Source organism: Ruegeria sp. CDSC079 (assembly GCF_059610505.1).
Map to the genome: position 1 here is coordinate 19,359 of NZ_JBXWNT010000014.1, position 11,894 is coordinate 31,252.

The window sequence follows — 11,894 nt, forward strand, 5'->3', positions numbered from 1 at the left end:
CCCATGGCGATGCAAAGGCTGAACAATCGGGCGGCCCGCGCCCTGTTCATGGACCGGCACGCGCTGGCAGAACAGCCGTCCGGGGCTGCGAAAGGGCCTGACCTGCTTGAATTGATCAGGCGTCTGGGATTTGTTCAGCTGGACAGTATCAACACGGTCGCCCGCGCCCATGACATGATCCTGTTTTCGCGCAGGCCCGCCTATCGCGCCAAAAACCTCAAGCATGTGTATGAACGTGACCGTGGGCTGTTCGAACATTGGACCCATGATGCCGCAGTCATTCCGATGGAATTCTACCCCCATTGGCATCTACGGTTTCAGCGCGACGCTGACCTGCTGAAATCACGCTGGAAAAACTGGCGTCGCGATGGGTTCGAGCAGCAATTTGAAACCGTACTGCAGCATATACGCGATCATGGGCCGGTTTCCTCGTCGGATGTGGGAAAAGACGAAAAGAAAGGCTCCGGTGGATGGTGGGATTGGCACCCGTCGAAAACCGCGCTTGAATTCCTCTGGCGCTCGGGCGCACTGACCGTGATCGGCAGGCAGGGGTTCCAGAAACGCTATGACCTGACCGAGCGGGTGATCGAGACGCATCTTTGCCCCGGCAATATGCCTTGTGACGCCGAACATACCGTGGATTGGCTGTGCCATGCGGCACTTGACCGGCTTGGGTTTGCGACTTCGGGCGAATTGGCGGCGTTTTGGGACACGGTCAGCGCGGCTGAGGCGCGAGACTGGTGCAAAACCGCCCTCGCCGAGGGGCGTGTCGAAGAGATCGAGATCGAATGTGCCAATGGTCAGGTCAGGAAACTGTTTGCACGCCCGGATGTTGCTGAACAAACCGCGCAGATCGCCCATGCGCCGGGTCGGATCAGGGTGCTCAGCCCGTTTGACCCGATGCTGCGTGACCGTGACCGCGCGCAACGGCTGTTTGGGTTTCACTACCGGATCGAGGTGTTTGTCCCCGCGCCGAAACGCACCTATGGCTATTATGTTTTCCCGCTTCTCGAAAGCGACCGGCTGATTGGCCGGATCGACATGAAGGCCCATCGCGATCAGTCGGTGCTGCGGGTCAGCGCCCTGTGGCCAGAACGAACAGTACGGTGGTCAGATGCCCGCACGCGCCGCCTACAGGCCGAACTGGACCGGGTTCGTCGCTTTGCCGGGTTGGATGACATAGAATTTGCCGAGAAATGGCAAAAAGACCCTATTTAGGGTCTGATATACTCAATTTGACCGGCTGCAACCCGTCAATCTCACCCTCGAGTGAATCTCCGGGCTGAACCGGTCCTACACCAGCCGGCGTTCCGGTCAGGATCAAGTCCCCTGGTCGCAGATGATAATAGCCAGACAAGTGACTTATGATCTCATCAATCGACCAGATCAGCTCATCCAAGGTTGCGTCCTGCCGGGTTTCGCCATTAACGCGCAAAATGATGCGTTTTTGCGGGTCGGGTTGCCAATCGCTCACGCGGGTCAGAGGGGCAAATACGGCTGCATTCTCGAAATCTTTTCCAAGATCCCAAGGGCGCTGTTTGTTGCGCTCGCGAATTTGCAGATCACGTCGGGTCATGTCTAGGGCGCAGCCAAAGCCAAACACCGCTTCCTGCACCTGAGAAGTATCAGCTTGAAAAACCGGCTTTCCGATTGCAACAGCCAGCTCCATCTCATGGTGGAAATTTTCGGTCCCCGGAGGGTAAGCCGTCGTCACCCCAGACAGGACCGCGTTTGCAGCGGCCTTGGTAAAATAGAAAGGGGCCTCACGGTCGACCTCATGTCCCATTTCAGCCGCATGTGCGGCATAGTTCCTGCCCACACAAAAGATTCGCCCAACCGGGTATGTGTCGTCCTCGCCGGTAACCGGCAAAGCGATCGGATCAGGAATAGAGAATAGGCTACCCATCATCATGCCGCCATAATACAGGTTAGTTAAAGTGGATATTAAAGGGCATAAACCAGAGCAAGTCGCAATCCTTGGAAACCCGCACGCCGGTTTTTGCCGACAATTCCGGGATAATTCGGCACAGGCTTGCCCAAATCGAACCGGTAAGCCTGCGCGTGTTTCAAAATTCGCAGACATGGCTACTTATGGCGCTGGGCTTACTTTCAACATGCGACTGAAAACACTGCGACAGCTCATTCAGTTTTTAGCCGTCAAACCTTGGAAAACGGCTGTATCGCGCTAGCTTGTTGCTAACAGAAAGCGTTCAGCACTGAGACGTCACCACTCACAAAGGCGGCGGACCACCAATCCTCCGCCTTCTTGCGAAGACACCCGCGTGGACTGCAGAAATCGCTGAAATCCGGGTGCGAATATTCAGAGGACCACGGCCAAACACCCATCCCCCTGGGTAAGTTTGCGTCTGAGAAAACCCGATTTTCGGGGTCTGATGTTCTCTGAAACGTTGCCGGATCGTTTGAACACCCCTCGTATCCGGCTGTAGGCCAGGCACATGGTCCACTCGGGCCTGGCCACTCCGCCAGAGAGGTCACAAAGGCCCTCTGGCGGAGCCCACACACCGTTAGTCCCGAGAATCTGATTGTAATTTCAACTGGTGCAGATCGTTGAGAAGATCCAGCAACGCCTCATGCCGCTCTGGTCCCAGCGTGTTGCGGATTTCTTCAGCCAAAAGCAACGTATAGTCGATGTTATCCCGGATAATCCCTGCCCCTTTGACCGTGATCTCAACAATCTGCCTGCGCTTGTCGACCGGATGGCTTTTCCGCACGACAAGGCCCTTGGCCTCAAGCTTTTGCAGAATGCGGGTCAGGCTGGGCAAAAGCAGACAGGCACGGTCAGCAATATGGGTGGGCTCTTGCGGGCCTTCCTCTTCCAGCACCCGCAGAACCCGCCATTGCTGTTCGGTTACGCCCGCCTCTACAAGCATTCTACGGATAGGCCCCATAACCCGTTCCCTCGCGCGCAGCAGCGCAATAGGCAAAGACCGGGACGTCAATGGAATTTCATGAGCCATGTTAAATTCTGGCCGAATTCGGTTCATTCTTCAACTGACCTTTCCGTGTTTGGAATTCCAGGCATTTATCTCTTATTAGAGCCTAAATTATTCCATTTCTCTCTGCGAAAACATATTCAGAAAAACCTCAGACCACTGGATTCCTGCAAAGGGCGTTGACGTTTCAACCCGGATATTCATCACTGGCACAGGATCGAAAGCGGTGTTCAGAGAAGATTGGAAGATAAAATGAACTGGGATGAATTCTCGGATTGGGGCGCCAAGATTGCTGAGTGGGCACAGGATTACCATCTGACTGTCGGCGACAATCCGGTTCGGGCCAGAACGGAACCCGGTGATATTCTTAACGCCTTACCCGCGCGCCCTCCCGAGCGCTCCCAGGCGATGGAGGAAATCTTTCACGATTTCGAACAGATCGTGATGCCTGGGATTACCCATTGGCAACATCCTCGCTTTTTTGCCTATTTTAATGCAAACGCCTCGGCCCCGTCGGTTCTGGCCGAGTTTCTAACCAGCGCCATCGCTCCGCAATGCATGTTGTGGCAGACATCCCCCGCCGCGACCGAGATGGAGACGCGGATGATGGATTGGTTGCGGCAGGCCCTGGATCTGCCCACGGGCTTTGCAGGTGTCATTCAGGATTCCGCCTCGTCCGCGACCCTAGCCGCTGTGCTGACCATGCGGGAAAAGGCGCTGAATTGGCAGGGCAACCAACAAGGGTTGTTCGGACAGAAACCGCTGCGCGTATATTGCTCGGCCGAGGTCCATACCTCGGTTGATCGTGCCATATGGGTTGCGGGGATCGGGCAGGAAAATCTGGTGCGGGTGCCCATACAAGGCGACTGGCGCGGGATGGACCCACAGGCGCTGGAAACAGCAATCCAAGCCGATTTAGACTCTGGTTATCAACCAACCGGCGTGATCCTCTGCGTCGGCGGCACCGGAACCGGCGCGGCCGATCCGGTAGAGGAATGTCTGAAGATTGCGCAAAAATACGGGCTATATTCGCATGTCGATGCAGCTTGGGCTGGCTCGGCCATGATATGCCCCGAATACCGCCATTACTGGGAGGGAGTCGAGCAAGCCGACAGCATCGTGTTCAACCCGCATAAATGGCTGGGCGTTCAGTTCGATTGCTGCGCCCATTTTCTGAAGGACCCCGATGATCTGGTACGGACACTCGCGATCAGCCCGGAATTCCTGAAGACCCACGGCAAGGACGGGATCATAAATTATTCTGAATGGTCGGTACCGCTGGGCCGCAGGTTCCGAGCCCTGAAACTGTGGTTCGTCATCCGCGCCTATGGTCTGGAAGGGCTACGTGAAAGGTTGCGCAATCATATAACATGGTCAGTGGCTCTGCATGACCGGCTGAAAGCTGAATCCGATTTCGAAATCACCACTAACCCTATGTGGTCATTGTGGACATTCCGCTATGCCCCCCTTGGGTCAACCGATCTGGACGATCTGAACCTACGGCTGGTCAATGCGATCAATGATGATGGCCGCATTTACTTGACTCAAACCCGCGTTGATGGCGACTTGGTGATCCGCTTTCAGGCCGGTCAGTTTGAAACCACGCAGGCAGACGTCCAAATGGCATTTGACGTGATCACTGAAATCGCCCGCTCGCTAAACTAGAGGTTCCACATGTCCGCACCCGTCAACACGTTCAAACAAGCCCTGAAAAACGGCAACCATCTGATTGGTTGTTGGTCCAGCTTTGCTGAGGCGGTAACAGCCGAGATCATGGGCACTGCCGGATTCGACTGGCTGGTGATCGACGGTGAGCACGCGCCGAATGATATCCGGTCCATCCGGGATCAGCTGATCGCGCTGGCCGCCAGTCCGACACATCCCGTCGTGCGAATCCCGGTGGGCGACACCGCATTGATCAAGATGGTGCTGGACGCAGGTGCTCAGACAATCCTGGTACCGATGGTGGAAAGTGCCGAACAGGCGCGCGATCTGGTTCGTGCCTGCCACTATCCGCCCCAAGGTGTGCGGGGCGTCGGCGCGATGGCCTCACGCGCAACGCAATACGGAACGGTTCAGGACTACATTCAGACCGCAGACGATCAGATATGTCTGCTGTTACAGGTGGAAAACCGCGCCGGTATCGCCGCATTGGATGCCATTGCACAGGTAGAAGGCGTGGATGGCGTGTTTATAGGTCCGTCTGACCTGTCCACTGACATGGGTTTTCAGGGAAACAGTGCCGCGCCCGAGGTCCAGGCGGTGATCGCCGACGCGATGAAGCGCATCGTTGCAGCAGGCAAAGCCCCGGGCATTCTTGGTGTCACGGATGAGGCATCGCAGGCCTATAAGGACATGGGCGCCCAGTTCCAGGCGGTGGGGATCGACGTGATGCTGCTGACACAGGCGGCGCGTGCCCTGGCCGCAAGGTGGAAGGCCTAAGCCCGCATCGCCGAGGCCGCCTGAGCATACCCGCCCGAGGCACCATCGACGAAATGGACGTGATCGTCACGGGTGGCCGAGGGGACAAAGCAGGTCATCATCGCCTCGTCCTGTGCATGCAAGCCATAGTGGATGCTGCCCTGTTTCCGGGCCTGTTCAAGAACGGTCTGAATCTGGTTCAGGGTGGCCGGGTCACAATCCAGCGTCATTTTCAGCCCGTCATCGAACTTGCGGAAATCCGCATTGCGGCTGACCGTGCGCTTATAGTGTTCCGGCTCAAAATTCCCCAATCGCTTGCCAGATTTGAACAGCAGCCCGATCATCAAATTCTGCGCCAACAGCTTGATTTTCTGCAGCAAAAGATTGCGTCCCGCACGGGACACATGGGCGTCCAGCGCCAAACCAGGCGGCGGCCAGCGGATCGGAGGGCCGCTTTCCGGCATCGGGTGGCCGGACCGGTCCAATCCTTCAGCGGCCACTAGAACAGCCCGTGACAGGTCGGCGAAATCGGTCTCGGTAGCGCGGGCAGTTGGCTGCACCACCACCGAGACAATCTGACCATTCTGCGCCTTGCTGTTGGACCAGCGGCAGGACAGCCCGGTCAAATCCGGCAGCGCACCGGGGGCTGCGTACGGAACCTCAAACCGGCCTGCTTTCATCTCGGCCTCGGCCCAGGCCAGACCACCGCCCGAGAACATCGCATAATCCACCCCCTCGGATGGCGCGTAACGCGCAACCCGAAGATCCTTGCCCGCCTGCCGGATTTCGGCGACGGGCACGACGGCCCCGCGCAGTGCGATCTCGAACTCTTCTTCCGCCCAGCGCCGCAAATCGGCCAGAACGCTACGTGCTGCCTCTGCCGCGCTTGCCGGTACGGCGAACCCGGCACCATCACCCCCAAAGACATAGGGAAATTCTTGCCCGCGAAGCGCATTGATCATGGCCGAGATCACCGCGGCCCCAACCATGTTCACGGCCTTGTATCGTCCCCGCTCTATCTGACCAGTGGAATCCACGACATCTGCGACACCAAGAACCCATTCCGTCGGCACCGCGGTAAAGCGTTCAGGATCGGTCAGATTGTTAAAGTCCCGCAACAGCGGAAGGCTGTCATAAAATGCGGCCTGTGCATCTTTCATTGGTTCCTCGACAATATGAATAGACCTTCAGATAGCCCAAATTTGTTCGATGTCCGCTGAAAACATCATAGCACACGCGCTTGTACATATCACGGGGACATGCCAAGCATTTGCTGGCGGGTTGGGCGAAAGAGGCGTCTCATGAAAACCGGACTGGTGGTTCTGTGTCTGGGCTATGTGCTCAGCCAATTTTTTCGCGCCTTTCTTGCCGTTCTCAGCGTCGATCTGGGGCGTGACATCGGGGCAAGGCCCGAAGATCTGGCCTTTGCCTCGGGGCTTTGGTTTCTCGTCTTTGCCGCCATGCAACTGCCAGTGGGTTGGGCGCTGGACCGGATCGGGCCGCGTTTGACGGCTGCGGTTTTGTTGCTGGCAGGTGGCGCGGGCGGCGCTGCGTTGTTTGCAGTGGCCAGCACCCCGTTTCATATCGCAGTCGCGATGGGGCTGATCGGAGTCGGGTGCTCGCCCGTTCTGATGGCATCCTATTACATCTTTGCCCGCGAATACCCGCCCGCCCGCTTTGCCACGCTAGCAGCCATCATGCTGGGCGTTGGGTCGGTCGGCAATCTGGTGGCCTCCTACCCCACAGCACTTGCGGTCGAACTGATGGGCTGGCGCGCCACAATGGCTACACTGGCCGTCGTTTCGGCCATTATCGCAGCGGGCATCTGGATCAGCGTTCACGACCCCAAACCGGTTGTGACCGAGCATCGCGGGTCAGTGCTGGACCTGCTGAAAGAACCTGCCCTGTGGGCCATCCTGCCGCTGATGCTGGTGGCCTACGCCCCCGCGGCTGCGACACGAGGCTTGTGGGCAGGTCCATATCTGAACGACGTTTTCGCCCTCAGCACCACGCAGATCGGAACCGCGACGCTGGTCATGGGGGCGGCTATGATTGCCGGCACCTTTGCCTATGGGCCGCTCGACCGGCTTTTGGGCACACGGAAATGGGTGATCTTTGGCGGCAATGCCTTGGGCGCGGCGGCGCTGGGGCTGTTGTGCCTGTGGATCGACATGGCAGTCTGGGTGTCAGTAAGTCTGATGGCGGTGATCGGTTTCATGGGCGCCAGCTTTCCGGTCATCATGGCCCATGGCCGCGCCTTCGTGCCGCCGCATCTGGTCGGGCGTGGCATGACCCTGTTGAATCTGTTCGGCATCGGCGGAGTGGGTCTGGCGCAATTTGTCACCGGCCGCGTCCATGCCGCGACAGTGGACATCAGTCCAACCGCGCCCTACACAGCGATATTCGGCTTTTTTGCAGTCACGCTTGCCATTGGATGCGTGATTTACCTATTCAGCCGCGACAGCGTTGACTGACGCTGGAACCATCGGGAGAGCCCATGTCCGACCCTGTTGTCATCGCACCGAACCTCAAGCGAAGGCTTTCCGGCGTGACCGCGACGATCGCGCGGCTGGTGCCGTTGCAAGTGCAATGGATCGACATCGCCGCGACCGGACCGGGACTACCGGCCGATCTGCCCCATATCCCGCTGGGCCGTCTGCCATTTCTGTCGCGCAAGACCACGCGCGTCTGGCACGCGCGGCGCAATACCGAGATGCTGCTGGGCCTGATCCTGCGCAATGTCTTTCGTCTGCGCCTGAAACTACTGTTCACAAGCGCCTCGCAGCGGGCGCATACGGGCTATACCAAATGGCTGATCGACCAGATGGACGCGGTGGTTGCCACCTCGCGCAAAACCGCCGGATATCTTGAGCGGGACGCGCAGGTCATCATGCATGGCATCAACCTGCAGGATTTCACCCCGCCCGCGGACAAAGACACCCTGCGGGGCAAACTCGGCCTGCCAGGTGGTCTGCTGCTTGGGTGCTATGGCCGTATCCGGCACCAGAAAGGCACCGATGCTTTCGTCGATGCGATGATCAACCTTTGTGGCCGTTTCGAAGACGTCCATGGCATCGTCATGGGCCGCGCGACCGAAAAACACACCGGCTTTCTGGCCGAGCTGAAAGACAAGGTCGCCAAGGCGGGCCTGTCTGACCGCATCCTATTCAAACCCGAGGTCACGGTGGATCAGATCGCCGAGTGGTACCAGGTGCTGGACTTGTTCATCGCGCCGCAACGCTGGGAAGGCTTTGGCCTGACCCCGCTCGAGGCGATGGCCTGCGGCGTGCCTGTGGTGGCAACCGATGTCGGTGCCTTTGCAGAGATCGTGACTGCCCCCTCACTGGGCCATGTGGTCGAACCGGGGAACATTCCCGCCCTGGCTGATGCCGCTGCTGAAATGCTGTCGAACCCCGAGTCGCTGGCGCTATCCGGCAGCGCCGCCCGCGTCCATGTGGAACAGAATTTCGACATCTACGGCGAGGCAAAGACCTTGGTGGCGCTCTATGAACGGCTTCTGACCGACGCCTGAGACGATGCACCGCGTCAAATCGGTGTCATTGGGGGAAATATCCCGCGAAACCTCTTTTTTCTTTGCTGCAACGCGGCTATGAACGCGCGTCCTTAACTTTGGAGACATGAAATGGGCTATCGCGTCGTAGTCGTCGGCGCCACAGGTAATGTGGGCCGCGAAATGCTGAACATTCTGGCAGAACGCCAGTTCCCCATCGATGAACTTGCCGTGCTGGCAAGCCGTCGGTCGCTGGGAACCGAAGTAAGCTTTGGCGACAAGACACTCACGACCAAAGACCTGGACACGTTTGATTTCACCGGCTGGGACATGGCACTGTTTGCTGTGGGATCCGAGGCGACCAAGGTCTACGCCCCCAAGGCGGCGGCGGCTGGCTGCGTGGTGATCGACAACTCGTCCCTGTATCGCTATGACCCTGCAATTCCGCTGATCGTGCCGGAATGTAACCCCGAGGCGATCCACGACTATAAGAACAAGAACATCATCGCCAACCCCAACTGCTCGACCGCGCAGATGGTTGTCGCGCTGAAACCACTGCATGATCGCGCCAAGATCAAGCGCGTCGTCGTGTCGACCTATCAGTCGGTTTCCGGCGCGGGCAAAGAAGGGATGGATGAGCTGTGGGATCAGACCAAAGCCATCTACAACCCCACCACCGAAGTTCCGCCGAACAAGTTCCAGAAGCAGATCGCCTTCAACGTCATTCCGCAGATCGACGTCTTCATGGAAGACGGCTCGACCAAGGAAGAGTGGAAGATGGTTGTCGAGACCAAGAAGATCATCGACCCGTCGATCAAGGTCACCGCGACCTGCGTCCGCGTTCCGGTTTTCGTTGGCCATTCCGAGGCCGTGAATATCGAGTTCGAGGAATTCTTGGACGAAGACGAAGCCCGTGACATCCTGCGCGAAGCACCAGGTATCATGGTGATCGATAAGCGCGAACCGGGCGGCTACGTCTCGCCGATCGAATGCGCGGGTGATTTCGCCACCTTCATCAGCCGCATCCGTCAGGATTCAACCATCGAGAACGGCCTGAACCTGTGGTGCGTCAGTGACAACCTGCGTAAGGGCGCAGCGCTGAACGCGGTACAAATCGCCGAATTGCTGGGCCGTGAGGTCCTGAAGAAGGGATAACTGATACCGTTTCTTTATGTATTGACCAAACCCCGCAGCGCCGCTTGCGGGGTTTGTTTTTTCTTAGGCCGCAAAAAGAAATCCGGGCCCATCTCTGTAGTGGACCCGGATCAGATTAAAGTGATTGGTGTTCGTGTAGCCCGCCGATACGGCGCAGCCCCAATCAAGAGGCGATCTTGATCGCATCCTCGTACAGCAGAACCGCACGTTCGGATTCTTTCTCGAGCACATCCATTTTTGCACAGAATTGCATAACGTCCTCCAGGCTTGGCACCTCTGCGGCGTTCAGGGCCTCGACGGTTGGTTGCAGCTCATTCCACTGGGCCTTTACCTGTTCCAGTGCCTCAAGCGAGGCATCGCTGGGCGGTTCAGACATCTTGAGATAGTCATTTCCGCCGCCAATCAACGCATCGACGATCTTGCCAAACTTGGCAGCATTCTTCTTGAACTTTTCGTGGTGTTCTGCGGTTTCTTTTCCGGTGGCGGCCAGCGCAATTTCTTTGCAGATCTTCTGGGTGATCATCCGCTGACGACCTGCGAATTCCAATGCCAGGGCCATCGACGGTTCAATATCGACCTCGCCATAGGCCGCTTCTAGCTTGCGGACCACGGCGTGGCAGGATTCTTCAAGTGCCTCGACATTGCCAACGATCATGTTCAGTTGCGCTTCGTTGATCGACTTGTCAGCAACGATGTCTTCGACCGCGGTCCGGTATGGCACCCAAACGCTGGCGACTTCCTCAAGCGCTTTGTTGACGGAATAGAATCTTTCCCGGTCAATTCCGGACGACCCCTCGCCTTCTTTGAAGCCAAGCAGGATATCGTCAAATTCATCATGCGCCTGCTGCAATTCACTCAGGTTTCGATCAACTGCTCCGCCGATGCTGACCAGAACTGCGGATTTGGCGACCTTCTCGGACAGAAAGCTCAGCTTTTCAGCGGCCAGAATTCGGTGCGCGACCTGACCCGCGGCCATAGCCAACGCATAGCCCCCAACCGGTAAGAATGCCGTTAGCCCGATTCCCAACGCTCCGGAGGCGAAAACACGACGATTGATACTCATGGCGGTCTACCTAACCCTGCTGCTTTAACATGTGTTTATCGAGGAAAAAGCGCGTTAAATGTCCCAACACGGTGTTCAGAAAATGAAATAATGGTGGCTTTTTGAGTTTCAACTGGCCAATCCGGCCCTCGGCTGATCACTCCGGTCAAGTGTTTGACCTCGTTTACCCTTCGACCAGCGTTTTCAGATTATCCAACCCGCGCTGGTAATCTCCGCCAACCCATTTATCCATCATCAGCCCCATCCAGCGGGACATGGGATTCATACCCAATTCGGATTCAAACCCCCAGGTCACTTTGGTGCCGCTGCCCTCCGGCTGCAGTTCAAACATGGCAATGGCAGTTCCCATTGGACCAAAATCCAAGGCGGTTCTGACCATCTGGTTTTCAACGCTTTCGGTAATCTCTTGCGAACCGGTGCCGACCTGCCGGTGATCCGACGACCAGTTCAGCACATTCCCGACCCCAGAATCAGGCCCGCCATAGGTCAGCTTCGTCTCGGGATCACGAGATAACCATGGCGACCATTTCTCGGTCTCCTGCATGGAGTTGACATAAGGAAAGATGACCTCGGGCGAGGCATCAATCGTGATGCTACGCGAAACCTCTGCCTTGCCTGGCAATATAAAGGACACCCCTACCAGAACCAGAATCAAGACTAGCAAGGTGACAAGAACACGTTTGATCAATCGCATGGAATGCTCCGAATCCCTAAAATGACATCCCAAACTTATCAAAAAAACAGCGCGGAATCAGTAGTCTGATCCGCGCTGCCTGAAATTGTCGAAAAT

General features: G+C 57.3%; 11 protein-coding genes. 6 read left to right on the top strand and 5 right to left on the bottom strand.

The window, feature by feature from the left end; genetic code table 11:
• The first annotated feature begins 3 nt into the window (after positions 1-3).
• The gene (locus AC2FIC_RS19950) at positions 4-1,218 is read left to right on the top strand and encodes a winged helix-turn-helix domain-containing protein (protein ID WP_496693082.1); all 1,215 of its coding nucleotides are present in this window, start codon (positions 4-6) and stop codon (positions 1,216-1,218) included.
• Here the strand turns inward: AC2FIC_RS19950 and AC2FIC_RS19955 are convergent.
• Positions 1,211-1,909 (bottom strand): fumarylacetoacetate hydrolase family protein, encoded by a 699-nt coding sequence (locus tag AC2FIC_RS19955; protein WP_496693083.1) that lies wholly within the window; start codon positions 1,907-1,909, stop codon positions 1,211-1,213. The two genes, AC2FIC_RS19950 and AC2FIC_RS19955, sit on opposite strands and share 8 nt — an antisense overlap.
• Positions 1,910-2,525: 616 nt before the next feature.
• Complete coding sequence (hpaR, locus tag AC2FIC_RS19960) at positions 2,526-2,978, bottom strand: homoprotocatechuate degradation operon regulator HpaR (RefSeq protein ID WP_142637561.1); 453 nt, start codon at positions 2,976-2,978, stop codon at positions 2,526-2,528.
• A 228-nt stretch (positions 2,979-3,206) separates the two neighbouring features.
• Between hpaR and AC2FIC_RS19965 the strand changes: the two genes are divergently transcribed.
• Positions 3,207-4,619, top strand: a complete 1,413-nt coding sequence (locus tag AC2FIC_RS19965; RefSeq protein WP_496693084.1) for a pyridoxal phosphate-dependent decarboxylase family protein — start codon at positions 3,207-3,209, stop codon at positions 4,617-4,619.
• A 9-nt stretch (positions 4,620-4,628) separates the two neighbouring features.
• Complete coding sequence (locus tag AC2FIC_RS19970) at positions 4,629-5,396, top strand: HpcH/HpaI aldolase family protein (RefSeq protein WP_496693085.1); 768 nt, start codon at positions 4,629-4,631, stop codon at positions 5,394-5,396.
• On the opposite strand, the gene AC2FIC_RS19975 is transcribed toward AC2FIC_RS19970, so the two are convergent.
• Positions 5,393-6,535, bottom strand: coding sequence for a DUF3095 domain-containing protein (locus AC2FIC_RS19975; RefSeq protein WP_496693086.1), 1,143 nt, complete (start codon positions 6,533-6,535; stop codon positions 5,393-5,395). The two genes, AC2FIC_RS19970 and AC2FIC_RS19975, sit on opposite strands and share 4 nt — an antisense overlap.
• A gap of 141 nt (positions 6,536-6,676) precedes the next feature.
• Between AC2FIC_RS19975 and AC2FIC_RS19980 the strand changes: the two genes are divergently transcribed.
• From AC2FIC_RS19980 to AC2FIC_RS19990, 3 genes are all read left to right on the top strand, one after another.
• Positions 6,677-7,849, top strand: coding sequence for an MFS transporter (locus tag AC2FIC_RS19980; protein WP_496693087.1), 1,173 nt, complete (start codon positions 6,677-6,679; stop codon positions 7,847-7,849).
• Between the two features lie 23 nt (positions 7,850-7,872).
• A complete protein-coding gene (locus tag AC2FIC_RS19985) occupies positions 7,873-8,907 on the top strand; it encodes a glycosyltransferase family 4 protein (RefSeq protein WP_496693088.1) in 1,035 nt (344 codons plus the stop codon).
• A gap of 111 nt (positions 8,908-9,018) precedes the next feature.
• On the top strand, positions 9,019-10,041 hold the full coding sequence (locus AC2FIC_RS19990) for an aspartate-semialdehyde dehydrogenase (protein WP_496693089.1): 1,023 nt from the start codon (positions 9,019-9,021) through the stop codon (positions 10,039-10,041).
• A gap of 163 nt (positions 10,042-10,204) precedes the next feature.
• Here the strand turns inward: AC2FIC_RS19990 and AC2FIC_RS19995 are convergent, their stop codons facing one another.
• Positions 10,205-11,104, bottom strand: coding sequence for a type IV pili methyl-accepting chemotaxis transducer N-terminal domain-containing protein (locus tag AC2FIC_RS19995; RefSeq protein WP_496693090.1), 900 nt, complete (start codon positions 11,102-11,104; stop codon positions 10,205-10,207).
• A 163-nt stretch (positions 11,105-11,267) separates the two neighbouring features.
• Positions 11,268-11,798, bottom strand: coding sequence for an SRPBCC family protein (locus AC2FIC_RS20000; RefSeq protein ID WP_496693091.1), 531 nt, complete (start codon positions 11,796-11,798; stop codon positions 11,268-11,270).
• Between the last annotated feature and the right edge of the window lie 96 nt (positions 11,799-11,894).

What these genes read in the sequence shown, in the direction of transcription:
- AC2FIC_RS20000 (WP_496693091.1), bottom strand. Translation starts at nt 11,798, where the DNA reads ATGCGATTGATCAAACGTGTTCTTGTCACCTTGCTAGTCTTGATTCTG.
- AC2FIC_RS19990 (WP_496693089.1), top strand. Translation starts at nt 9,019, where the DNA reads ATGGGCTATCGCGTCGTAGTCGTCGGCGCCACAGGTAATGTGGGCCGC.
- AC2FIC_RS19985 (WP_496693088.1), top strand. Translation starts at nt 7,873, where the DNA reads ATGTCCGACCCTGTTGTCATCGCACCGAACCTCAAGCGAAGGCTTTCC.
- AC2FIC_RS19995 (WP_496693090.1), bottom strand. Translation starts at nt 11,104, where the DNA reads ATGAGTATCAATCGTCGTGTTTTCGCCTCCGGAGCGTTGGGAATCGGG.
- AC2FIC_RS19970 (WP_496693085.1), top strand. Translation starts at nt 4,629, where the DNA reads ATGTCCGCACCCGTCAACACGTTCAAACAAGCCCTGAAAAACGGCAAC.
- AC2FIC_RS19980 (WP_496693087.1), top strand. Translation starts at nt 6,677, where the DNA reads ATGAAAACCGGACTGGTGGTTCTGTGTCTGGGCTATGTGCTCAGCCAA.
- AC2FIC_RS19975 (WP_496693086.1), bottom strand. Translation starts at nt 6,535, where the DNA reads ATGAAAGATGCACAGGCCGCATTTTATGACAGCCTTCCGCTGTTGCGG.
- AC2FIC_RS19950 (WP_496693082.1), top strand. Translation starts at nt 4, where the DNA reads ATGGCGATGCAAAGGCTGAACAATCGGGCGGCCCGCGCCCTGTTCATG.
- AC2FIC_RS19955 (WP_496693083.1), bottom strand. Translation starts at nt 1,909, where the DNA reads ATGATGGGTAGCCTATTCTCTATTCCTGATCCGATCGCTTTGCCGGTT.
- hpaR (WP_142637561.1), bottom strand. Translation starts at nt 2,978, where the DNA reads ATGGCTCATGAAATTCCATTGACGTCCCGGTCTTTGCCTATTGCGCTG.
- AC2FIC_RS19965 (WP_496693084.1), top strand. Translation starts at nt 3,207, where the DNA reads ATGAACTGGGATGAATTCTCGGATTGGGGCGCCAAGATTGCTGAGTGG.